The sequence below is a fragment of the Streptomyces sp. NPDC049813 genome (assembly GCF_044465085.1).
Lineage (GTDB): Bacteria > Actinomycetota > Actinomycetes > Streptomycetales > Streptomycetaceae > Streptomyces.
Genome location: NZ_JBITLI010000008.1, coordinates 189,869 through 210,598 on the forward strand (window position 1 = coordinate 189,869; position 20,730 = coordinate 210,598).

Here is a 20,730-nt window from a genome sequence, read left to right on the forward strand (position 1 = left end):
CGAACAGCTGCCGCACAGCAGAAAGAGGCGGAACGGTTGCCCTCCTGACTCACCGGACCTGGGCTCCCCCACCGCCTCGCGGCTTGTAGGGGATCGATGACTGAGTATGGCCGGGGCCAAGGCTCCGAACCGTGGCACCCCGAGGACCCCTTGTACGGGGACCAGGGGTGGGGGCAGCAGGCCGGATCCGGCCAGCCTGCCTACGGCGGCCAGGGGAGTTACGACCCGCAGCAGCCGCAGCAGCAGCACTACGAGGGCGACTGGGGGACGGGACACCAGTCCGGCTACGGCCAGGACCCGGGTTACGCGCAGGGCCAGGGGTACGGGCAGCACGCCGGCTACCACCAGGACCCGGGCTACGGACAGCAGGCGTACGGCGGCGGGCAGGACCCGAACCAGGGCCAGGGCGGCTGGGACCCGCACGCCGCGCACGGTCAGGTCCCGTACGGCATCGATCCCATGGACCCCTACGGCGCGGCGACGCCCGCGGCGTACGGCGGCGAACAGCCGGACTACTACGACACCCCCGGCGCCTACCCGCCGCCCGAGCCCCCGGGCCGCCGCCGGGCGCCCGAGCCCGAGCAGACCGGCTGGGACGCGGGCCCCGACCAGGGTGAGCACGCGTTCTTCAGCGGCGAGGACGACGAGTACGGCGAGGACGAGGACGACGAGCGGGGGGGCCGGGGCGCCCGGCGCGGACGCGGCGGCAAGAAGCCGAAGAAGCGTCGCAGCGGCTGTGCCTGCCTGGTCCTGACCGTGGTCTTCGCGGCCGGTGTCGGCGGCGTCGGCTACTTCGGCTACCAGTTCTACCAGGACAAGTTCGGCTCGGCGCCGGACTACGCGGGCTCGGGCAACGGCGAGAGGGTCACCGTCGTCATCCCCAAGGGCGCGGGCGGCTACGCCATCGGGCAGGCGCTCAAGGACGCGGGCGTCGTGCAGAGCGTCGACGCGTTCGTCGCGGCCCAGTCGGCGGACTCCGAGGGCAAGTCGATCCAGGACGGCGCGTACATCCTGCAGAAGAAGATGTCCGGGGCCAGCGCGGTCGACCTGATGCTGAGCCCGAAGAGCCGCGCCAACCTGATCGTGCACGAAGGCTGGCGGAACGCCCGGGTCTACGAGGAGATCGACAAGAAGCTGAACGTCGGCAAGGGCACCACGGCCAAGGTCGCGAAGCAGCAGTACAAGGACCTCGGCCTGCCCGGCTGGGCGCTGAACCACCCCGACGTGAAGGACCCGCTCGAAGGTTTCCTCTTCCCGTCGAGCTACGCCGCGGCCAAGGGCATGAAGCCCGAGGACGTGCTGAAGGACATGGTCTCCCGGGCCAACGACAAGTACGCGGCACTGCACCTGGAGGACAAGGCCGCCAGTCTCCACCTCGAAAGCCCCTGGCAGGTGCTGACCGTGGCGAGCCTCGTCCAGGCCGAGGGCAAGACCCACGACGACTTCCGCAAGATGGCCGAGGTCGTCTACAACCGCCTCAAGACCAGCAACACCGAGACCAACCAGCTCCTGCAGTTCGACTCGACGTACAACTACCTCAGGGGCCAGAGCAACATCAACATCGGTGAGTCCGAGATCCACAGCAACAAGGACCCGTACAACACCTACACGCGCAAGGGGCTGCCGCCCGGGCCGATCGGCAACCCTGGTGACGAGGCGTTCACCGCGACGCTCGATCCCACGTCCGGCGGCTGGATGTACTTCGTGGCCACGGACGGCATGGAGAAGACCGAGTTCGCGAAGACGCACGCCGAGTTCGAGAGGCTGAGGGACAAGTTCAATGCAAGCCAGGGCAACTGATACACGCCGGGCCGCCGTACTCGGCTCGCCCATCGCCCACTCCCTCTCCCCACAGCTGCACACCGCGGCGTACGCGGCGCTCGGCCTCGGTCATTGGACGTACGACCGGTTCGACGTCGACGAGGCGGCGCTCGCGGGCTTCCTCGCCACGCTGGGGCCCGAGTGGGCCGGCCTGTCGCTGACGATGCCCCTCAAGCGGGCGGTGATCCCGCTGCTCGACGCGGTCACCGACACCGCGGCCTCCGTCGAGGCCGTGAACACCGTGGTCTGCCACCCCGACGGGAGCAGGACCGGCGACAACACCGACATCCCGGGACTCGTGGCCGCACTGCGCGAACAGGGCGTCGAGAAGGTCGCCTCCGCCGCGGTCCTCGGCGCGGGCGCCACCGCCTCCTCGGCACTGGCCGCCCTCTCCCGGATCTGCTCGGGCGAGGTCGTCGCCTACGTACGCAGCGAGCACCGGGCCGAGGAGATGCGCGGCTGGGGCGAGCGGCTCGGCGTCGCGGTGCGCACGGCCGACTGGGCGGACGCGGCCGCCGCCTTCGAGGCGCCGCTGGTGATCTCCACGACACCGAAGGGCGGCACGGACCACCTGGCGGACGCGGTCCCCGAGCGGGTGGGGACCCTGTTCGACGTGGTGTACGACCCGTGGCCGACGCCGCTCGCGGCGGCCTGGCAGCGGTGCGACGGCCCGGTCCTGAGCGGTCTCGACCTCCTCGTGCACCAGGCCGTCTTCCAGTTCGAGCAGTTCACGGGGGAGTCGCGGCCGGTGCTCGCCGCGATGCGCGAGGCGGGCCTGCGCGCGCTGGGCTGAGGCCCGCCCGCCGCGTCCGGAGGGCGGACGCGGCGACGGTCCCGCCGCGGGCCGTGGGAGGATCGGGGGCACACGGTGGGCCGGGCCGCGCACCCGGTGCCCGCCCTTTGAGCCCGAACGCAGTGCGCGAGCATGAGGAGCATCGTTGAGCAGGTTGCGCTGGCTGACCGCGGGGGAGTCGCACGGACCCGCGCTTGTGGCGACGCTGGAGGGGCTGCCCGCCGGGGTGCCGATCACCACGGAGATGGTGGCGGACCACCTGGCCCGGCGCCGTCTCGGGTACGGGCGCGGGGCGCGGATGAAGTTCGAGCAGGACGAGATCACGTTCCTGGGCGGCGTCCGGCACGGGCTGTCCCTGGGCTCGCCCGTCGCGGTGATGGTCGGCAACACCGAGTGGCCCAAGTGGGAACAGGTCATGGCGGCCGACCCGGTCGACCCCGAGGTCCTCGCGGGCCTCGCGCGCAACGCGCCGCTGACCCGGCCCCGGCCCGGCCACGCCGACCTCGCGGGCATGCAGAAGTACGGGTTCGACGAGGCGCGGCCGATCCTGGAGCGCGCCTCGGCGCGCGAGACCGCGGCCCGGGTCGCGCTCGGCGCGATCGCCCGGTCGTACCTGAAGGAGACGGCCGGGATCGAGATCGTCTCCCACGTCGTCGAGCTCTGCTCGGTCAAGGCGCCCCAGGGCGTCTACCCCAAGCCCTCCGACGTGGCGAAGCTGGACGCCGACCCGCTGCGCTGCCTGGACGCCGACGCCTCGAAGGCGATGGTGGCCGAGGTCGACCAGGCCCACAAGGACGGCGACACCCTGGGCGGCGTCGTCGAGGTCCTGGCCTACGGCGTCCCGGTCGGCCTCGGCTCGCACGTGCACTGGGACCGCAAGCTCGACGCCCGCCTGGCCGGCGCGCTGATGGGCATCCAGGCCATCAAGGGCGTCGAGATCGGCGACGGCTTCGACCTGGCGCGGGTGCCCGGTTCGCAGGCGCACGACGAGATCGTCAGCACCCCCGAGGGCATCCGCCGCGTCTCCGGCCGCGCGGGCGGCACCGAGGGCGGCCTGTCCACCGGCGAACTGCTGCGGGTGCGCGCCGCGATGAAGCCGATCGCGACCGTGCCGCGCGCGCTGAGGACCGTGGACGTCGCCACCGGCGAGGCCACGCAGGCCCACCACCAGCGCTCCGACGTCTCCGCGGTGCCCGCGGCCGGCATCGTCGCCGAGGCCATGGTCGCCCTCGTCCTCGCGGACGCGGTGGCCGAGAAGTTCGGCGGTGACAGCGTGCCCGAGACCCGGCGCAACGTGACGTCGTACCTCGAGAACCTGCAGATCCGGTGAGCGGCCCGAAGGTCGTGCTCGTCGGGCCGATGGGCGTCGGCAAGTCGACGGTGGGCGCGCTGCTCGCCGAGCGGCTCGGCGCCGCCCTGCGGGACACCGACGAGGACATCGTGGCCGCGCAGGGCCGGACCATCGCGGAGATCTTCGTCGACGACGGCGAGGAGCGCTTCCGCGCCCTGGAGAAGGCGGCCGTCGCGGCCGGCCTCGCCGAGCACGACGGGATTCTCGCCCTGGGCGGCGGCGCCGTCCTCGACGCCGACACCCGGGCCCTGCTCGCCGGGCACCGGGTCGTCTACCTCTCGATGGACGTCGAGGAGGCGGTCGGCCGCACCGGCCTGAACGTGGCCCGGCCGCTGCTCGCCGTCAACCCGCGCAAGCAGTGGCGCGAGCTGATGGAGGCCCGGCGGCATCTGTACACCGAGGTGGCCACGGTGGTCGTGGCCACCGACGGCCGTGGTCCCGACGAGGTGGCCCAGGCCGTCCTCGACGCACTGGAGTTGAAGCAGGCATGAGCGACGAAGTGACCCGGATCCAGGTCGGCGGCACCGCCGGTACCGACCCCTACGAGGTGTTGGTCGGACGGCAGCTGCTGGGCGAGCTGGGCTCGTTGATCGGGGACCGGGCCAAGCGGGTCGCCATCGTGCACCCCGAGGCGCTGGCCGAGACCGGCGAGGCGCTCCGCGCCGACCTGGCCGAGCAGGGCTTCGAGGCGGTCGCCATCCAGGTGCCGAACGCGGAGGAGGCCAAGACCGCCGAGGTCGCCGCCTACTGCTGGAAGGCGCTCGGGCAGTCGAACTTCACGCGCTCCGACGTCATCGTCGGCGTCGGCGGCGGCGCCACCACCGACCTCGCCGGGTTCGTGGCGGCCACCTGGCTGCGCGGGGTGCGCTGGATCGCCGTCCCGACGACCGTGCTCGGCATGGTCGACGCCGCCGTCGGCGGCAAGACCGGGATCAACACCGCCGAGGGCAAGAACCTTGTGGGCGCCTTCCACCCGCCGGCCGGTGTGCTCTGCGACCTCGCCGCGCTCGACTCCCTCCCGGTCCACGACTACGTCTCCGGGCTCGCCGAGATCATCAAGGCCGGCTTCATCGCGGACGAGCGCATCCTGGAGCTCATCGAGGAGGACCCGGCCGCCGCGCGCACCCCGGCCGGACCGCACACCGCCGAGCTGATCGAGCGGTCCATCAAGGTCAAGGCCGAGGTGGTCTCCGGCGACCTCAAGGAGTCGGGCCTGCGCGAGATCCTCAACTACGGCCACACCCTCGCCCACGCCATCGAGAAGAACGAGCGCTACAAGTGGCGCCACGGCGCGGCCGTCTCCGTCGGCATGCACTTCGCCGCCGAACTCGGCCGCCTGGCCGGGCGCCTCGACGACGCGACCGCCGACCGGCACCGCACCGTCCTGGAGTCCGTCGGTCTCCCGCTGAGCTACCGCTACGACCAGTGGCCCAAGCTCCTGGAGACGATGAAAGTCGACAAGAAGTCCCGCGGCGACCTGCTGCGCTTCATCGTCCTCGACGGCCTCGGCAAGCCCACCGTCCTGGAGGGCCCGGACCCCGCCGTCCTGCTCGCCGCCTACGGCGAAGTGGCCGAATAGCGCCGCTTGTTCGGCAGCGGGCACTTTGCGACCTCCCCGGCCGTTCACACAACGGCGGCCGGGGACGGTACCGTTCGGTAGCGCCCTGATCGCCGGCGCCCCAGTGACGGTTGTACGAGACGGAGTGGCACCGGATGCAGCACGCAGTGGGGTCTCCGCTGCCACCGCCCCATCGGCCGGGGCAGGGACCGGCCGGCCCCTGGCCGGCGGCGCCGGCGGCGCAGCAGCAGCACCCCGGGGCCCCGGGCTTCGCCGGTGCCGCGCACCCGCCGCAGGTACCGCCGCACCCCCAGGCGCCCCACCCCGTCCCGCCCGCTCCGGCGGCGCGCGAGACGACCGGCCATGTCCAGCTCCCGCCCGGCGGCCCGGTCGCGGTGCCGGCCCCGCCGCCCGCGCAGGCCCCCGCCGACCCGGGCGCGACCACCCTCGCCGTGCTGCTCATCGGCCCGGCGGGCGCGGGCAAGACCAGCGTCGCCAAGCACTGGGCGGAGTGCCGCCGGGTGCCCACCGCGCACATCAGCCTCGACGACGTCCGCGAGTGGGTGCGCTCCGGCTTCGCCGACCCGCAGACCGGGTGGAACGACAACAGTGAGGCGCAGTACCGCCTCGCCCGCCGCACCTGCGGCTTCGCCGCGCGCAACTTCCTGGCGAACGGGATCTCCTGCATCCTCGACGACGCCGTCTTCCCCGACCGGCCGGTCGTCGGCCTCGGTGGCTGGAAGCGGCACGTCGGCCCCGGGCTGCTCCCCGTCGTCCTGCTGCCGGGCCTGGAGATCGTCCTGGAGCGCAACGCGCAGCGCAGCGGCAACCGCCGCCTCAGCGACGAGGAAGTGGCCCGCATCCACGGCCGGATGGCCGGCTGGTACGGATCGGGGCTGCCGATCATCGACAACTCCCAGCTCGACGTGGCCGCCACGGCCCAGGTCCTGGACGAGGTGCTCGCCCGCGCCATCGCGAGCCCGCCGCAATGGTGAGCCCGTCGCAAGGGTGAGCCCGCCCCGGTGGTGAGCCCGCCCCTGGTGGTGGCGGCGGCGACGCCCGTCCGGACGCGCTGAACCGGCCGCCGGGGCCCCGCGCTCGTACGCTCGGCTCCATGGCAGAGGTGTACGCGGCACGACGGAACCGGCTCAGAGAGCGCGCGGCAGCGGGCGGCAGCGCCGCCGCCCTCGTGTCGCGCTCCGCCAACGTCCGCTATCTCACCGGGGCGGCCCCGCCCGGTGCGGTGCTGCTGGTCGGCCGGGACTCCGGTGGCAGCGGCGACGTCCTGCTGTGCGGGCGCTCCCCGAGCGGACAGATCGCCGAGGGGCGGCCCGACGAGGCGCTGCGGGTGCAGCTCCTTGCGTCGCCCGCGGGCGACCCGGCCGTCGCCGCCGCCGACGTCGCCCTCGCGCAGGGCGCCGACTCCCTCGCCGTCGAGGAGCACCACCTGACGATGGCCAGGCACCGCGCCATCGGCTCGGTCGCGCCCGGGCTGCTCCTGACCGACCTGGACCGGGCCGTCGAGCAGCTGCGCCTGGTCAAGGACGAGGAGGAGATCTCCTGTCTGCGCATCGCCGCCGAGATCGCGGACCAGGCCCTCGGCGAACTGCTGGAGTCGATCCTCGTCGGCCGCACCGAGCGCCACCTCGCCCTGGAGCTGGAACGTCGACTTGTCGACCATGGCGCGGACGGGCCCGCCTTCCCCACCTGCGTGGGCACGGGGCCGAACTCCGGCCGTGGCGGCCACCGGCCCAGCGACCGCCGCGTCGAGGAGGGCGACTTCCTCTCCGTGTGCCTGGGCGCCACCTACCGCGGGTACCGCTGCGAGGTCGGCCGCACCTTCGTCATCGGGACCTCGCCCGCGCAGTGGCAGATCGACCTCTACGACCACGTCTTCGCCGCTCAGCGGGCCGGACGGGAGGCGCTGGTGCCCGGCGCCGAGTGCCGCGAGGTGGACCGGGCCGCCCGTCACGTCCTGGACGCGGCGGGGTATGGTGACGGGCTCGCCCAGCTGACCGGGCACGGCGTGGGACTCGAAATCGACGAGGACCCGCAACTGGCCCCCGCGGCCATGGGTAAACTGGACGCTTGTGTGCCGGTCACCGTCGAACCGGGGGTCCACCTCCCGGGCCGGGGCGGCGTCCGGATCGATGACACGCTCGTCGTCCGCCCCGAGGCGGACGGCGGACCCGAGCTACTCACCATCACGACCAAGGAGCTGCTCGCGCTCTAGCCGGAGCAATCCGGCCGGCGGCCGAGCACGTGCCCCGGGGTCGTCCACGTCAGTCCAGGAGATTCCGCAACCGTGGCTTCCACGAACGACCTCAAGAACGGCCTGGTGCTCAAGCTCGACGGGGGCCAGCTCTGGTCCGTCGTCGAGTTCCAGCACGTCAAGCCCGGCAAGGGCCCGGCCTTCGTGCGCACCAAGCTCAAGAACGTGCTCTCCGGCAAGGTCGTCGACAAGACGTTCAACGCCGGCGTCAAGGTCGAGACGGCCACGATCGACAAGCGCGACATGCAGTTCTCCTACATGGACGGCGACTACTTCGTCTTCATGGACATGGAGACCTACGACCAGCTGCACGTCGACCGCAAGGCCGTCGGCGACGCCGCCAACTTCCTGATCGAGGGCTTCAACGCCTCGGTCGCCCAGCACGAGGGCGAGGTGCTCTTCGTCGAGCTGCCGGCCGCCGTCGAGCTCGTCATCCAGGAGACGGAGCCGGGCGTCCAGGGCGACCGCTCCACCGGTGGCACCAAGCCCGCCACGCTGGAGACCGGGCACCAGATCAACGTCCCGCTCTTCATCACCCAGGGCGAGAAGATCAAGGTCGACACCCGCACGAGCGACTACCTCGGCCGGGTGAACAGCTAACCGTGGCTGCCCGTAACACGGCCCGCAAGCGAGCCTTCCAGATCCTCTTCGAGGCCGACCAGCGCGGCGCCGACGTCGTGACGGTCCTCGCGGACTGGGTCAAGAACTCGCACAGCGATCCCCAGCAGCCGCCCGTCAGCGAGTACACGATGGAGCTGGTCGAGGGGTACGCCCCCAAGGCCCGCCGCATCGACGAGCTGATCTCGCAGTACTCCGTCGACTGGACGCTGGACCGGATGCCGGTCGTCGACCGCAACATCCTGCGGCTCGGCGCCTACGAGCTGATCTGGGTCGACGGAACGCCGGACGCCGTGGTCCTCGACGAGGCGGTCTCGCTCGCCAAGGAGTTCTCCACCGACGATTCCCCGGCATTCATCAACGGACTTCTGGCCCGGTTCAAGGACCTGAAGCCCTCGCTCCGCCGCGACGAGGCATAGCCCCCACGCCACCGCGGAGCACGCGTGACACCGCAGGCCCGAGGCAGAACATGAACATTGTTCTGCTTCGGGCCTGGTGCGTTCCCCGGGGCCGAAATAGGTTGCGGGCATGTCCCCCTCCGGCCCCGGCGGCACCGGCGCCCTCCCCGTGCGCGTGCGCGTCGGCTACGGCCTCGGCTCCTTCGCCACCGGCACCTTCGGCACCGTCCCCGGCCTGCTGCTGCTCTACTACCTGACCGACGTCCTCGGAGTCGGCGCGGGCCTCGCCGGGCTGCTCGTCTTCCTGCCCAAGGCATGGGACGTCCTGCTCAACCCGTGGATCGGCAGCCGCTCCGACCGCACCACCCGCGCGCGCCTGGGCCCGCGCCGCTCCTGGATGCTGCTCGGCGCGCTCACCATGCCCCTCTGTTTCGCGGCCATGTTCGCCGCGCCGGGCCTCGGCGGCGGGCCCGCCGCCGCGTACGTCGCGCTGCTCTTCCTGCTCACCGCCTCCGCGTACGCCTGCTTCCAGGTCCCCTACGTCGCGCTGCCCGCCGAACTGACCGCCGACCCCGACGAGCGCGCCCGCGTGATGTCCTGGCGCGTGGCGTTCCTGGCCGTCGCCATCCTGCTCTCCGGGGCCGTCGCGCCGCTGCTCGCCGGAGCCACCGCCGAGGACCGGGGCAGCGCGGGCGGCTACCGGCTGATGGGCGCGGTGATCGGCGCCCTGCTCGCCGCCGGGATGCTCGCCGCCGTGGCCGCGACCGCGGGGACCCGGAGCGTCCTGGACGCCACGAGCGAGCCCGGCCTGCGGGCCCAGCTCCTGGCCGCCCGCGGCAACGCGCCCTTCGCCTGGCTGCTCGGCGCCTTCGTCACCCAGGCCGCGGCGAGCGGCCTGATGCTGGCAGGGACCCAGTACTTCGCCACGTACATCCTCGGCAGGCCCGGCGCCACGACGCTGCTGTTCCTGTGCCTCATCGTCCCGTCGCTGCTCGCCATGGGGCTCTGGCTGGCCGCCGGGCGCCGCGCGGGCAAGCGGAACGCGGCGGTCTGGGCCTCGCTCTGCTTCCTGCTGGGGTGTCTCGGGGCCGCCGCCGGCCGGGCCCTGCCGGCCCCGCTGATCTACGCGGCCGTCGCCGTGGCCGGGGTGGGCTACGCCGGGATGCAGCTGCTGCCCATGGCGATGCTGGGCGACGCGATCGCCGCCGACGCCTACCGGAGCGGCCGGCGCCGGGCCGGGGTCTTCACCGGCCTGTGGACCGCGGGCGAGACGCTCGGGCTCGCTCTGGGGCCCGGCCTGTTCGGCCTGGTGCTCGCCCTCGGCGGGTTCGTCTCGTCCGACGCGGACCACCGTGTGGCCCAGCCCGGCTCCGCGCTCACCGCGATCGTCGTCGGCTTCGGCGCCCTGCCCGCCGCACTGCTGCTGCTCAGCCTGCCCCTGCTGGCCCGCTACCGCCTCACCGAGGCCGAACTGGTCCGGCTGCGCGACGCGTCCGCCGCCCGTCCGGCCACCCGAACCGAAGGAGCCGCATGACGACCGGAGTGTGCGCATGACGACCGACCCGATCCTGGCGCGCCTCGCCTCACTGCGCGCGGGCGACCTCCCCGTCCACGGGGGCCGCACCATGGCCTACGTCTACGACTCCGGGCTCGACGGGCTCGACGAACTGGCGAGCGCCGCGCACGCCGCCTTCGCCGGGGTCAACGGGCTCGACATGACGGCGTTCCCGAGCGTGGTCGAGCTGGAGAACGACCTGGTGCGGCGGGCTACCACGCTGCTCGGCGGCGGCGCGGGCACCTTCACCAGCGGCGGCACCGAGAGCTGTCTGCTCGCGGTCCTGACGGCACGCAACCACGCCCGCGCGACGCGGGGCGTGCGCGACCCCGAGCTGGTCCTGCCCGAGACGGCGCACGCCGCCTTCCACAAGGCCGCCGAACTGTTCGGGCTGCGCGTGGTCAGCGTGCCCGTCGACCCGGACACCTGTGCGGTGCGCCCCGTCGACATGGCCGCGGCCCTCACCGACCGCACCGCGCTGACCGTCGTCTCGGCCCCTTCCTACGCGCACGGCGTCATCGACCCGGTCGCGCAGGTCGCGGCCGAGGCGGCCCGGCGCGGGGTCCTCTGCCATGTCGACGCCTGCATCGGCGGCTGGTACCTCGGACACCTGCGGGCCGCCGTGGACGCCGGACACGTCACCCAGGACGCACCGCACATCCCGCCGTTCGACCTGTCCGTCCCCGGCGTGACCTCCCTCTCGGTGGACCTCCACAAATACGCGTACACCGCGAAAGGCGCCTCGCTCCTCCTCTTCCGGGACGCCGGGCTGCGCCGCCATGGCTGGTTCTCGCACGCCTCCTGGCCCGGCTACCCCGTCGTCAACTCCACCCTCCAGGGCACCAAGTCCGCCGGGCCGCTCGCGGCGGCCTGGGCCGTGACCGAGCGCGTCGGCGCCGGAGGTTACTCCGCGCTGTCGACGCGCGTACACCGGGCGACCCGGGGGCTGGCCGCGGGCATCGACCGGATCGCGGGGCTGCGGCTGCTCGCACGACCGGGCGCCTCGCTGCTCGCGGTCGCCGCCGACGATCCCGGGGTCGACGTGTTCGTGGTGGCGGACGAGATCCGGGGGAGCGGCTGGTACCTCCAGCCGCAACCCGCGTTCGGGGCGTTCCCCGCCACCGTGCATCTGACGGTGACCGCCGCGGTCGCCGACGAGGAGACCGTGCGGCTGCTCCTCGGCGATCTGGAGAAGGCGGTGGTCCGCGCACGGGCGGCCGGGCCGGTGCGGGTCGACCCGGCGCTCGTCGAGGCGGCCGGTGCGCTCGACCCGGACGCGCTCGGCCCGGAGGAGGTGGAGGCGGCGCTGGCCCTGGCGGGCGTCGGCCCGGACGGCAGGCTGCCCGGGCGGATGGCGCCGGTGCTCGCGGTCCTCCAGGCGCTGCCGCCGCGGCTGAGCGAGCGGCTGCTGCCGGAGGTCGTCGGACGGCTCTACCGGATCTGAGCCCGCCCGCCGGGAAAGACACTCAGGGGAAGACACTCAGGGAAAGACACCAAGGGGCGGAGCCGTCCGGCTCCGCCCCTTGGGATGTGACGTTTCTTCGCTACCGCCCCGCTCAGACCTCTTCGTGCGCCACCGCGCGCCGCGCGTCCGCGTCGAGCACGCCCCAGCTGATCAGCTGCTCGGTCAGGACCGAGGGCGACTGGTCGTAGATGACCGCGAGGGTGCGCAGGTCGTCCTGGCGGATCGAGAGCACCTTGCCGTTGTAATCGCCGCGCTGCGACTGGATCGTCGCGGCGTACCGCTGCAGCGGGCCCGCCTTCTCCGGCGGCACGTGGGCCAGGCGCTCCAGGTCGAGGACCAGCTTCGGCGGCGGCTCGGCGGCGCCGCCGGGGGTGGTCCCGGGCAACAGCTCCTGCACGGGGACCCCGTAGAAGTCCGCCAGCTCGGCGAGGCGCTGCACGGTGACGGCACGGTCACCGCGCTCGTACGACCCGACCACGACCGCCTTCCAGCGTCCCTGGGACTTCTCCTCGACGCCGTGGAGGGAAAGGCCCTGCTGGGTACGGATCGCACGGAGCTTGGCCCCGAGCTGCTTGGCGTATTCGCTGGACATATAGCTCCCCGGACACTGCATCACTGTGCGGCTGCGCCGCGTGGCTGGTAACTCACTGTGAGGTTACGCAGCGTTACTTGGCCGCGTCAAGCCGAATGGTCCGTACCGACTCTCTCCCAAAACGGGCGTTCTCGCACCTTCAGGGAGGTGATCGGCGCCGTTCGGGGGCTGGTAGTCTGGATGGCGCAATTCCGACGTCCTTTAAGATCCGTCCCGTGAGGCGGAGAAGGGGGTCCGTTTCGTATGGACACGCAGAACGCCAAAGCCGCCGAGACTGCTGAGCACTCCGGCGCCAGGTCCGTCCTCGAAGGCCCTGACATCGCGCGGGTACTGACCCGCATCGCCCACGAGATCGTCGAGCGCGCCAAGGGCGCCGAGGACGTGGTCCTCCTGGGCATCCCCACGCGCGGCGTCTTCCTCGCCCGCCGGCTCGCCGAGAAGCTCGCCGAGATCACCGGCCGCACCGTCCCCGTCGGCTCGCTCGACATCACGATGTACCGGGACGACCTGCGCATGCACCCCCCGCGCGCGCTGGCCCGCACCGAGATCCCCGGCGACGGCATCGACGGCCGCCTGGTGATCCTCGTCGACGACGTGCTCTTCTCCGGCCGCACCATCCGCGCCGCCCTCGACGCCCTGAACGACATCGGGCGACCGCGCGCGGTCCAGCTCGCGGTCCTCGTCGACCGCGGCCACCGCGAACTGCCGATCCGCGCCGACTACGTGGGCAAGAACCTGCCCACGTCGCTGCGGGAGACCGTCAAGGTCCAGCTCGCCGAGGAGGACGGCCGCGACGCCGTGCTGCTCGGTGCCAAGCGGGCCGCCAGGGCGGCCGAGCAGTAGCCACCTGTGCGCGTACGTCCCCGCGAGGGGCCGTACGCCCCGACAGGTGTGCCCCCACGCGCCCGTATGCCCCGAAATCTTCTGAATCTCCCTACGGAGCACCCCCCGATGATGCGACACCTCATCTCGGCCGCCGATCTCACCCGCGACGACGCCGTCCTCATCCTCGACACCACCGAGGAGATGGCCCGCGTCTCCGACCGGCCCATCAAGAAGCTGCCCGCCCTGCGCGGGCGCACCGTCTGCAACCTCTTCTTCGAGGACTCGACCCGGACCCGGATCTCCTTCGAGGCCGCCGAGAAGCGGCTGTCCGCCGACGTCATCAACTTCGCCGCCAAGGGCTCCAGCGTCTCCAAGGGCGAGTCCCTCAAGGACACCGCGCAGACCCTGGAGGCGATGGGCGTCGACGCCGTCGTCATCCGGCACGGCGCGTCCGGCGCCCCCTACCGGCTCGCCACCTCCGGCTGGATCGACGCCCCGGTGATCAACGCGGGCGACGGCACCCACCAGCACCCCACCCAGGCGCTCCTGGACGCCTTCACGATGCGCCGCCGCCTGGTCGGCGCCGACGCCGGGCTCGGACACGGCCTGGACGGCAAGCGCGTCACGCTCGTCGGCGACGTCCTGCACAGCCGCGTCGCCCGTTCGAACGTCGACCTGCTGCACACCCTCGGCGCCGAGGTCACCCTCGTCGCGCCGCCCACCCTGCTCCCCGTCGGCGTCGAGACCTGGCCCTGCGAGGTCAGTTACGACCTCGACTCCACGCTCACCAAGTCCGACGCCGTGATGATGCTCCGCGTCCAGCGCGAGCGGATGAACGCCGCGTTCTTCCCGACCGAGCGCGAGTACTCCCGCCGCTACGGCCTCGACGGCGACCGGATGGCCAGGATGCCGGAGCACGCCATCGTGATGCACCCCGGCCCGATGGTCCGCGGCATGGAGATCACCGCCGAGGTCGCGGACTCCGGCCGCTGCACCGCCATCGAGCAGGTCGCCAACGGCGTCCACACCCGGATGGCCGTCCTCTACCTGCTGCTCGGCGGCAACGAGCCCGCCGTCACCCACTCTCGTACCGAGGAGAAGTAACCATGAGCAAGATCCTTATCCGCGGTGCGAAGGTGCTCGGCGGCGAGCCGCAGGACGTCCTGATCGACGGGGCCGTCATCGCCCAGGTCGGAGCCGGGCTGAGCGCCGACGGTGCCGACGAGGTCGTCGAGGCCCGGGGCAAGGTCCTGCTGCCGGGCCTGGTCGACCTCCACACCCACCTGCGCGAGCCGGGCCGCGAGGACTCCGAGACCGTGCTGACCGGCACCCGGGCCGCCGCCTCCGGCGGCTACACCGCCGTCTTCGCCATGGCCAACACCTTCCCGGTCGCCGACACCGCCGGTGTCGTCGAGCAGGTGTACCGCCTCGGCCGGCAGCACGGCTACTGCGACGTGCAGCCCATCGGCGCCGTCACCGTGGGCCTGGAGGGACAGAAGCTCGCCGAGCTCGGCGCCATGCACGAGTCCACCGCCGGCGTCACCGTCTTCTCCGACGACGGCAAGTGCGTCCACGACGCCGTGATCATGCGCCGCGCCCTGGAGTACGTGAAGGCCTTCGGCGGCGTCGTCGCCCAGCACGCGCAGGAGCCCCGGCTCACCGAGGGCGCCCAGATGAACGAGGGCACCGTCTCCGCCGAGCTCGGGCTCGGCGGCTGGCCCGCCGTCGCCGAGGAGTCGATCATCGCCCGGGACGTGCTGCTCGCCGAGCACGTCGGCTCCCGCGTGCACATCTGCCACCTGTCGACCGCCGGGTCCGTGGAGATCGTGCGCTGGGCCAAGTCCCGCGGCATCGACGTGACCGCCGAGGTCACCCCGCACCACCTGCTCCTCACCGACGAGCTGGTGCGCTCCTACAACCCGGTCTACAAGGTCAACCCGCCGCTGCGCACCGAGAAGGACGTCATGGCGCTGCGCGCGGCGCTCGCCGACGGCACGATCGACATCGTCGCCACCGACCACGCCCCGCACCCGCACGAGGACAAGGACTGCGAGTGGGCCGCCGCCGCCATGGGCATGGTCGGCCTGGAGACCGCCCTGTCCGTCGTGCAGCAGACCATGGTCGACACCGGACTGCTCGACTGGGCGGGCGTCGCCGACCGCATGTCCGTCAAGCCCGCCGAGATCGGCCGGGCCACGGGCCACGGACGGCCCGTCTCGGCAGGTGAGCCCGCCAACCTGGTTCTGGTCGACGCCGACTACCGTGGAAGCGTTGACCCCGCGGGCTTCGCCTCCCGCAGCCGCAACACCCCCTACGAGGGCCGTGAGCTGCCGGGGCGCGTCACCCACACCTGGCTGCGGGGCAAGGCCACCCTCGCCGACGGGAAGCTCGCGTGACCTCTCTGCACACCATCCGCCCGCTGGTCCTGGCCGCCGAACAGAAGTCGGCGGACGTGACCGACTGGGCCGACCGGATCGGCTGGATCGTCGGGCTGCTGCTCTTCGTCGCCCTCGTCTACTGGCTGATGCGCCAGGGCTGGAAGTGGCGCGGCACCCTCCAGGGCGACCTGGCGCCGCTCCCGCAGTCGCCCGCGGAGCCCGGCGAGCCCAGAATGACGATGAGCGGCCGGTACCACGGCTCCACCACCGCCGGGCAGTGGCTCGACCGCATCGTGGCGCACGGCCTCGGTACCCGCAGCCGCGTCGAGCTGACCCTCACCGACGCCGGACTCGACGTCGTACGCCCCGGTGCGAGCGACTTCTTCGTCCCGGCCGAGGCGCTGCGCGAGGCCCGGCTCGACAAGGGCATCGCCGGCAAGGTCCTCACGGAGGGCGGTCTGCTGATCGTCACCTGGGCCCACGGCGACCGGCTGATCGACTCCGGGTTCCGCTCCGACCACGCCGCCGAGCAGGCCGCCTGGGTCACCACACTGAACGACATGGTCAAGACGACCATCACGACGGAAGGCACCGCACGATGACCACCTCCACCAGGGGAGCCGCCAAAACTCCCGCCGTACTCGTCCTGGAGGACGGCCGCGTGTTCCGCGGCCGCGCCTACGGGGCCGTGGGGGAGACCTTCGGCGAGGCCGTCTTCTCCACCGGCATGACCGGCTACCAGGAGACCCTCACCGACCCGTCGTACGCCCACCAGATCGTCGTCGCCACCGCCCCGCAGATCGGCAACACGGGCTGGAACGACGAGGACGACGAGTCGGCCCGCATCTGGGTCTCGGGCTACGTCGTGCGCGACCCCGCGCGCATCCCGTCGAACTGGCGCTCGCGGCGCAGCCTCGACGACGAGCTGGTCGCCCAGGGCGTCGTCGGGATCAGCGGCATCGACACCCGCGCCCTCACCCGCCACCTGCGCGAGCGCGGCTCCATGCGCTCCGGGATCTTCGCCGGCGAGACGCTGCCGGCCGACGCCGAGCTGGTCGCGAAGGTCCAGGCGCAGCCGCAGATGAAGGGCGCGAGCCTGTACGAGGAGGTCGCCACCAAGGAGACCTACGTCGTCCCGGCCGTCGGCGAGAAGAAGTTCACCGTCGCCGCCGTCGACCTCGGCATCAAGGGCATGACCCCGCACCGGATGGCCGAGCGCGGCATCGAGGTGCACGTGCTGCCCGCCACCGCCACCGAGGAGGAGCTGTTCGCGGTCGCCCCCGACGGCGTCTTCTTCTCCAACGGCCCCGGTGACCCGGCCACCGCCGAAGGACCGGTCGCGCTGATGCGCGCCGTCCTCGCCCGCAGGACGCCGCTGTTCGGCATCTGCTTCGGCAACCAGATCCTCGGCCGCGCCCTCGGCTTCGGCACGTACAAGCTGAAGTACGGCCACCGCGGCATCAACCAGCCGGTGCAGGACCGCACCACCGGCAAGGTCGAGGTCACCGCGCACAACCACGGCTTCGCCGTGGACGCGCCGCTCGACAAGGTCAGCGAGACCCCCTTCGGCCGCGCCGAGGTCTCCCACGTCTGCCTGAACGACCAGGTCGTCGAGGGCCTCCAGCTGCTCGACCAGCCGGCCTTCTCCGTCCAGTACCACCCCGAAGCCGCCGCGGGCCCGCACGACGCCGCGTACCTCTTCGACCGTTTCGTCACCCTGATGGAGGGCCAGCGTGCCTAAGCGCTCCGATATCCAGTCCGTCCTGGTCATCGGCTCCGGCCCGATCGTCATCGGCCAGGCCGCCGAGTTCGACTACTCCGGCACCCAGGCGTGCCGCATCCTGCGGGCCGAGGGCCTGCGGGTCATCCTCGTGAACTCCAACCCCGCGACGATCATGACCGACCCGGAGATCGCCGACGCCACGTACGTCGAGCCGATCACCCCCGAGTTCGTCGAGAAGATCATCGCCAAGGAGCGCCCCGACGCGCTCCTGCCCACCCTCGGCGGCCAGACCGCGCTCAACACCGCGATCTCCATGCACGAGCAGGGCGTCCTGGAGAAGTACGGCGTCGAGCTGATCGGCGCCAACGTCGAGGCGATCAACAAGGGCGAGGACCGCGACCTCTTCAAGGGCGTCGTCGAGGAGGTCCGCAAGAAGATCGGGCACGGCGAGTCCGCCCGCTCGGTGATCTGCCACTCCATGGACGACGTCCTCGCGGGCGTCGACACCCTCGGCGGCTACCCCGTCGTGGTGCGCCCCTCCTTCACCATGGGCGGCGCCGGCTCCGGCTTCGCGCACGACGAGGAGGAGCTGCGCCGCATCGCGGGACAGGGCCTGACGCTCTCCCCGACCACCGAGGTGCTCCTGGAGGAGTCCATCCTCGGCTGGAAGGAGTACGAGCTGGAGCTGATGCGCGACAAGAACGACAACGTCGTGGTCGTCTGCTCCATCGAGAACTTCGACCCGATGGGCGTGCACACCGGCGACTCCATCACCGTCGCGCCCGCCATGACGCTGACCGACCGCGAGTACCAGCGGCTGCGCGACATCGGCATCGCGATCATCCGCGAGGTCGGCGTCGACACCGGCGGCTGCAACATCCAGTTCGCGATCAACCCCGAAGACGGCCGCGTCATCGTCATCGAGATGAACCCGCGTGTGTCGCGCTCGTCCGCGCTCGCCTCCAAGGCCACCGGCTTCCCGATCGCGAAGATCGCCGCCAAGCTGGCCGTCGGCTACACGCTCGACGAGATCCCGAACGACATCACCGAGAAGACGCCGGCCTCCTTCGAGCCGACGCTCGACTACGTGGTCGTGAAGGCCCCGCGCTTCGCCTTCGAGAAGTTCCCGAGCGCCGACTCCACCCTCACCACCACCATGAAGTCGGTCGGCGAGGCCATGGCGATCGGCCGCAACTTCACCGAGGCGTTCCAGAAGGCGCTGCGCTCCCTGGAGAAGAAGGGCTCGCAGTTCACCTTCGTCGGCCCGGTCGGCGACAAGAAGGAGCTCCTCGAAGCCTCCGTGCGCCCGACCGACGGCCGCATCAACACGGTCATGGAGGCGATCCGGGCGGGCGCCACCCCCGAGGAGGTCTTCGATTACACGAAGATCGACCCCTGGTTCGTGGACCAGCTCTTCCTCATCAAGGAGGTCGCCGACGAGCTGGCCGCCGCCGAGCGGCTCGACGCGGAGCTGCTCGCCGAGGCCAAGCGGCACGGCTTCTCCGACCAGCAGATCGCGGAGCTGCGCGGCCTGCGCGAGGACGTCGTCCGCGAGGTCCGGCACGCCCTCGGCGTCCGCCCGGTCTACAAGACGGTCGACACCTGCGCCGCCGAGTTCGCCGCGAAGACCCCGTACTTCTACTCCTCCTACGACGAGGAGTCCGAGGTCGCGCCGCGCACCAAGCCCGCGGTGATCATCCTCGGCTCGGGTCCGAACCGCATCGGCCAGGGCATCGAGTTCGACTACTCCTGCGTCCACGCCTCCTTCGCGCTCAGCGACGCGGGCTACGAGACCGTGATGGTCAACTGCAACCCGGAGACGGTCTCCACCGACTACGACACCTCCGACCGCCTGTACTTCGAGCCGCTCACGCTGGAAGACGTGCTGGAGATCGTGCACGCCGAGTCCCTCGCGGGCCCGATCGCGGGCGTCGTCGTCCAGCTCGGCGGCCAGACCCCGCTGGGCCTCGCCCAGGCGCTCAAGGACAACGGCGTGCCGGTCGTCGGCACCTCCCCGGAGGCGATCCACGCCGCCGAGGACCGCGGCGCCTTCGGCCGCGTCCTCGCCGAGGCCGGCCTCCCGGCGCCCAAGCACGGCACCGCCACCACGTTCGCGGAAGCGAAGGCGATCGCCGACGAGATCGGCTATCCGGTCCTCGTCCGCCCGTCCTACGTGCTCGGCGGCCGCGGCATGGAGATCGTCTACGACGAGACCCGGCTGTCCTCGTACATCGAGGAGTCGACCGAGATCAGCCCGTCCCGACCGGTCCTCGTGGACCGCTTCCTGGACGACGCCATCGAGATCGACGTCGACGCCCTCTACGACGGCGAGGAGCTCTACCTCGGCGGCGTCATGGAGCACATCGAGGAGGCCGGCATCCACTCCGGCGACTCGGCGTGCGCCCTGCCCCCGATCACCCTCGGCGGCTTCGACATCAAGCGCCTGCGCGCCTCCACCGAGGGCATCGCCAAGGGCGTCGGCGTGCGCGGCCTCATCAACATCCAGTTCGCGCTCGCCGGGGACATCCTCTACGTCCTGGAGGCCAACCCGCGCGCCTCCCGTACCGTCCCCTTCACCTCCAAGGCGACCGCGGTGCCGCTCGCGAAGGCCGCCGCCCGCATCTCGCTGGGCGCCACCGTCGCCGAGCTGCGCGCCGAGGGGCTCCTGCCGAAGACCGGCGACGGCGGCACCCTCCCGCTCGACGCGCCGATCTCCGTCAAGGAGGCCGTCATGCCGTGGTCGCGCTTCCGCGACATCCACGGCCGCGGCGTCGACACGGTCCTCGGCCCGGAGATGCGCTCCACCGGCGAGGTCATGGGCATCGACACCGTCTTCGGCACGGCGTACGCCAAGTCGCAGGCCGGCGCCTACGGGCCGCTGCCGACCAAGGGCCGGGCGTTCATCTCCGTCGCCAACCGCGACAAGCGCTCGATGATCTTCCCGGCCCGTGAGCTGGTCGCCCACGGCTTCGAGCTGCTCGCCACCTCCGGCACGGCCGAGGTGCTGCGGCGCAACGGCATCAGCGCCACCGTCGTGCGCAAGCAGTCCGAGGGCGAGGGCCCGAACGGCGAGAAGACCATCGTCCAGCTGATCCACTCGGGCGACGTCGACCTCATCGTCAACACCCCCTACGGCACCGGCGGCCGCCTCGACGGCTACGAGATCCGCACCGCGGCCGTCTCCCGCTCCGTGCCGTGCCTGACGACGGTCCAGGCGCTCGCCGCCGCCGTCCAGGGCATCGACGCCCTCAACAACGGCGACGTCGGCGTCCGCTCCCTGCAGGAACACGCGGAGCACCTGACCGCGACCCGCGACTAGCAGCCCACGAGGGGGACACCGGAAACGGTGTCCCCCTCTTCACGAGGCCCGCCGCGGGCTCG

The 20,730-nt window shown here is 72.2% G+C and carries 18 protein-coding genes; 17 read left to right on the plus strand and 1 reads right to left on the minus strand.

The window, feature by feature from the left end; all coding sequences use genetic code 11:
• Positions 1 to 96: 96 nt before the first annotated feature.
• The 11 genes from mltG (at position 97) to ACIBW6_RS18895 (ending at position 11,810) form a co-directional block, all read left to right on the plus strand.
• Complete coding sequence (mltG, locus tag ACIBW6_RS18845; protein ID WP_399060876.1) at positions 97 to 1,800, plus strand: endolytic transglycosylase MltG; 1,704 nt, start codon at positions 97 to 99, stop codon at positions 1,798 to 1,800.
• Positions 1,781 to 2,614: a shikimate dehydrogenase gene (locus tag ACIBW6_RS18850; protein WP_399060878.1), complete on the plus strand. Its 834-nt coding sequence runs from the start codon at positions 1,781 to 1,783 to the stop codon at positions 2,612 to 2,614. The genes mltG and ACIBW6_RS18850 overlap by 20 nt, the downstream gene beginning before the upstream one ends.
• 145 nt (positions 2,615 to 2,759) lie before the next feature.
• Entirely contained in the window at positions 2,760 to 3,944 is a 1,185-nt protein-coding gene (gene aroC, locus ACIBW6_RS18855) for a chorismate synthase (RefSeq protein ID WP_399060880.1), read from the plus strand.
• Positions 3,941 to 4,456: a shikimate kinase gene (locus tag ACIBW6_RS18860; protein ID WP_399060882.1), complete on the plus strand. Its 516-nt coding sequence runs from the start codon at positions 3,941 to 3,943 to the stop codon at positions 4,454 to 4,456. The genes aroC and ACIBW6_RS18860 overlap by 4 nt, the downstream gene beginning before the upstream one ends.
• Positions 4,453 to 5,544: a 3-dehydroquinate synthase gene (aroB, locus tag ACIBW6_RS18865; protein ID WP_399060884.1), complete on the plus strand. Its 1,092-nt coding sequence runs from the start codon at positions 4,453 to 4,455 to the stop codon at positions 5,542 to 5,544. The genes ACIBW6_RS18860 and aroB overlap by 4 nt, the downstream gene beginning before the upstream one ends.
• Before the next feature lie 134 nt (positions 5,545 to 5,678).
• A complete protein-coding gene (locus ACIBW6_RS18870; RefSeq protein WP_399060886.1) occupies positions 5,679 to 6,518 on the plus strand; it encodes a Pro-rich N-terminal domain-containing protein in 840 nt (279 codons plus the stop codon).
• A 119-nt stretch (positions 6,519 to 6,637) separates the two neighbouring features.
• The gene (locus ACIBW6_RS18875) at positions 6,638 to 7,756 is read left to right on the plus strand and encodes a M24 family metallopeptidase (protein ID WP_399060888.1); all 1,119 of its coding nucleotides are present in this window, start codon (positions 6,638 to 6,640) and stop codon (positions 7,754 to 7,756) included.
• Positions 7,757 to 7,828: 72 nt separating this feature from the next.
• Positions 7,829 to 8,395 carry an elongation factor P gene (gene efp / locus ACIBW6_RS18880; RefSeq protein WP_399060889.1) on the plus strand — a complete coding sequence of 189 codons (567 nt, stop codon included), beginning with the start codon at positions 7,829 to 7,831 and terminating at the stop codon, positions 8,393 to 8,395.
• A gap of 2 nt (positions 8,396 to 8,397) precedes the next feature.
• On the plus strand, positions 8,398 to 8,832 hold the full coding sequence (gene nusB, locus ACIBW6_RS18885) for a transcription antitermination factor NusB (protein ID WP_383491153.1): 435 nt from the start codon (positions 8,398 to 8,400) through the stop codon (positions 8,830 to 8,832).
• Between the two features lie 109 nt (positions 8,833 to 8,941).
• Entirely contained in the window at positions 8,942 to 10,345 is a 1,404-nt protein-coding gene (locus tag ACIBW6_RS18890) for an MFS transporter (RefSeq protein ID WP_399060892.1), read from the plus strand.
• Positions 10,346 to 10,361: 16 nt separating this feature from the next.
• Positions 10,362 to 11,810: a pyridoxal phosphate-dependent decarboxylase family protein gene (locus ACIBW6_RS18895; RefSeq protein WP_399060894.1), complete on the plus strand. Its 1,449-nt coding sequence runs from the start codon at positions 10,362 to 10,364 to the stop codon at positions 11,808 to 11,810.
• Positions 11,811 to 11,922: 112 nt separating this feature from the next.
• On the opposite strand, the gene bldD is transcribed toward ACIBW6_RS18895, so the two are convergent.
• On the minus strand, positions 11,923 to 12,423 hold the full coding sequence (bldD, locus tag ACIBW6_RS18900) for a transcriptional regulator BldD (RefSeq protein WP_338694408.1): 501 nt from the start codon (positions 12,421 to 12,423) through the stop codon (positions 11,923 to 11,925).
• 243 nt (positions 12,424 to 12,666) lie between these two features.
• Here bldD and pyrR point away from each other — a divergent pair, with 243 nt between their 5' ends.
• The 6 genes from pyrR (at position 12,667) to carB (ending at position 20,668) form a co-directional block, all read left to right on the plus strand.
• The gene (gene pyrR, locus ACIBW6_RS18905) at positions 12,667 to 13,266 is read left to right on the plus strand and encodes a bifunctional pyr operon transcriptional regulator/uracil phosphoribosyltransferase PyrR (protein ID WP_399060896.1); all 600 of its coding nucleotides are present in this window, start codon (positions 12,667 to 12,669) and stop codon (positions 13,264 to 13,266) included.
• Positions 13,267 to 13,374: 108 nt separating this feature from the next.
• Positions 13,375 to 14,352, plus strand: a complete 978-nt coding sequence (locus ACIBW6_RS18910; protein WP_399060898.1) for an aspartate carbamoyltransferase catalytic subunit — start codon at positions 13,375 to 13,377, stop codon at positions 14,350 to 14,352.
• Positions 14,353 to 14,354: 2 nt separating this feature from the next.
• Entirely contained in the window at positions 14,355 to 15,644 is a 1,290-nt protein-coding gene (locus tag ACIBW6_RS18915) for a dihydroorotase (protein ID WP_399060900.1), read from the plus strand.
• Positions 15,641 to 16,228, plus strand: coding sequence for a hypothetical protein (locus ACIBW6_RS18920; RefSeq protein ID WP_399060902.1), 588 nt, complete (start codon positions 15,641 to 15,643; stop codon positions 16,226 to 16,228). Before ACIBW6_RS18915 ends, ACIBW6_RS18920 begins: the two co-directional genes overlap by 4 nt.
• Entirely contained in the window at positions 16,225 to 17,367 is a 1,143-nt protein-coding gene (carA, locus tag ACIBW6_RS18925; protein ID WP_399060904.1) for a glutamine-hydrolyzing carbamoyl-phosphate synthase small subunit, read from the plus strand. Before ACIBW6_RS18920 ends, carA begins: the two co-directional genes overlap by 4 nt.
• Positions 17,360 to 20,668, plus strand: a complete 3,309-nt coding sequence (carB, locus tag ACIBW6_RS18930; RefSeq protein WP_399060906.1) for a carbamoyl-phosphate synthase large subunit — start codon at positions 17,360 to 17,362, stop codon at positions 20,666 to 20,668. The genes carA and carB overlap by 8 nt, the downstream gene beginning before the upstream one ends.
• Positions 20,669 to 20,730 lie beyond the last annotated feature (62 nt).

What these genes read in the sequence shown, in the direction of transcription:
- ACIBW6_RS18910 (WP_399060898.1), top strand. Translation starts at nt 13,375, where the DNA reads ATGATGCGACACCTCATCTCGGCCGCCGATCTCACCCGCGACGACGCC.
- pyrR (WP_399060896.1), top strand. Translation starts at nt 12,667, where the DNA reads ATGGACACGCAGAACGCCAAAGCCGCCGAGACTGCTGAGCACTCCGGC.
- aroB (WP_399060884.1), top strand. Translation starts at nt 4,453, where the DNA reads ATGAGCGACGAAGTGACCCGGATCCAGGTCGGCGGCACCGCCGGTACC.
- bldD (WP_338694408.1), bottom strand. Translation starts at nt 12,423, where the DNA reads ATGTCCAGCGAATACGCCAAGCAGCTCGGGGCCAAGCTCCGTGCGATC.
- ACIBW6_RS18850 (WP_399060878.1), top strand. Translation starts at nt 1,781, where the DNA reads ATGCAAGCCAGGGCAACTGATACACGCCGGGCCGCCGTACTCGGCTCG.
- carA (WP_399060904.1), top strand. Translation starts at nt 16,225, where the DNA reads ATGACCACCTCCACCAGGGGAGCCGCCAAAACTCCCGCCGTACTCGTC.
- ACIBW6_RS18890 (WP_399060892.1), top strand. Translation starts at nt 8,942, where the DNA reads ATGTCCCCCTCCGGCCCCGGCGGCACCGGCGCCCTCCCCGTGCGCGTG.
- ACIBW6_RS18895 (WP_399060894.1), top strand. Translation starts at nt 10,362, where the DNA reads ATGACGACCGACCCGATCCTGGCGCGCCTCGCCTCACTGCGCGCGGGC.
- ACIBW6_RS18915 (WP_399060900.1), top strand. Translation starts at nt 14,355, where the DNA reads ATGAGCAAGATCCTTATCCGCGGTGCGAAGGTGCTCGGCGGCGAGCCG.
- ACIBW6_RS18870 (WP_399060886.1), top strand. Translation starts at nt 5,679, where the DNA reads ATGCAGCACGCAGTGGGGTCTCCGCTGCCACCGCCCCATCGGCCGGGG.
- mltG (WP_399060876.1), top strand. Translation starts at nt 97, where the DNA reads ATGACTGAGTATGGCCGGGGCCAAGGCTCCGAACCGTGGCACCCCGAG.
- ACIBW6_RS18875 (WP_399060888.1), top strand. Translation starts at nt 6,638, where the DNA reads ATGGCAGAGGTGTACGCGGCACGACGGAACCGGCTCAGAGAGCGCGCG.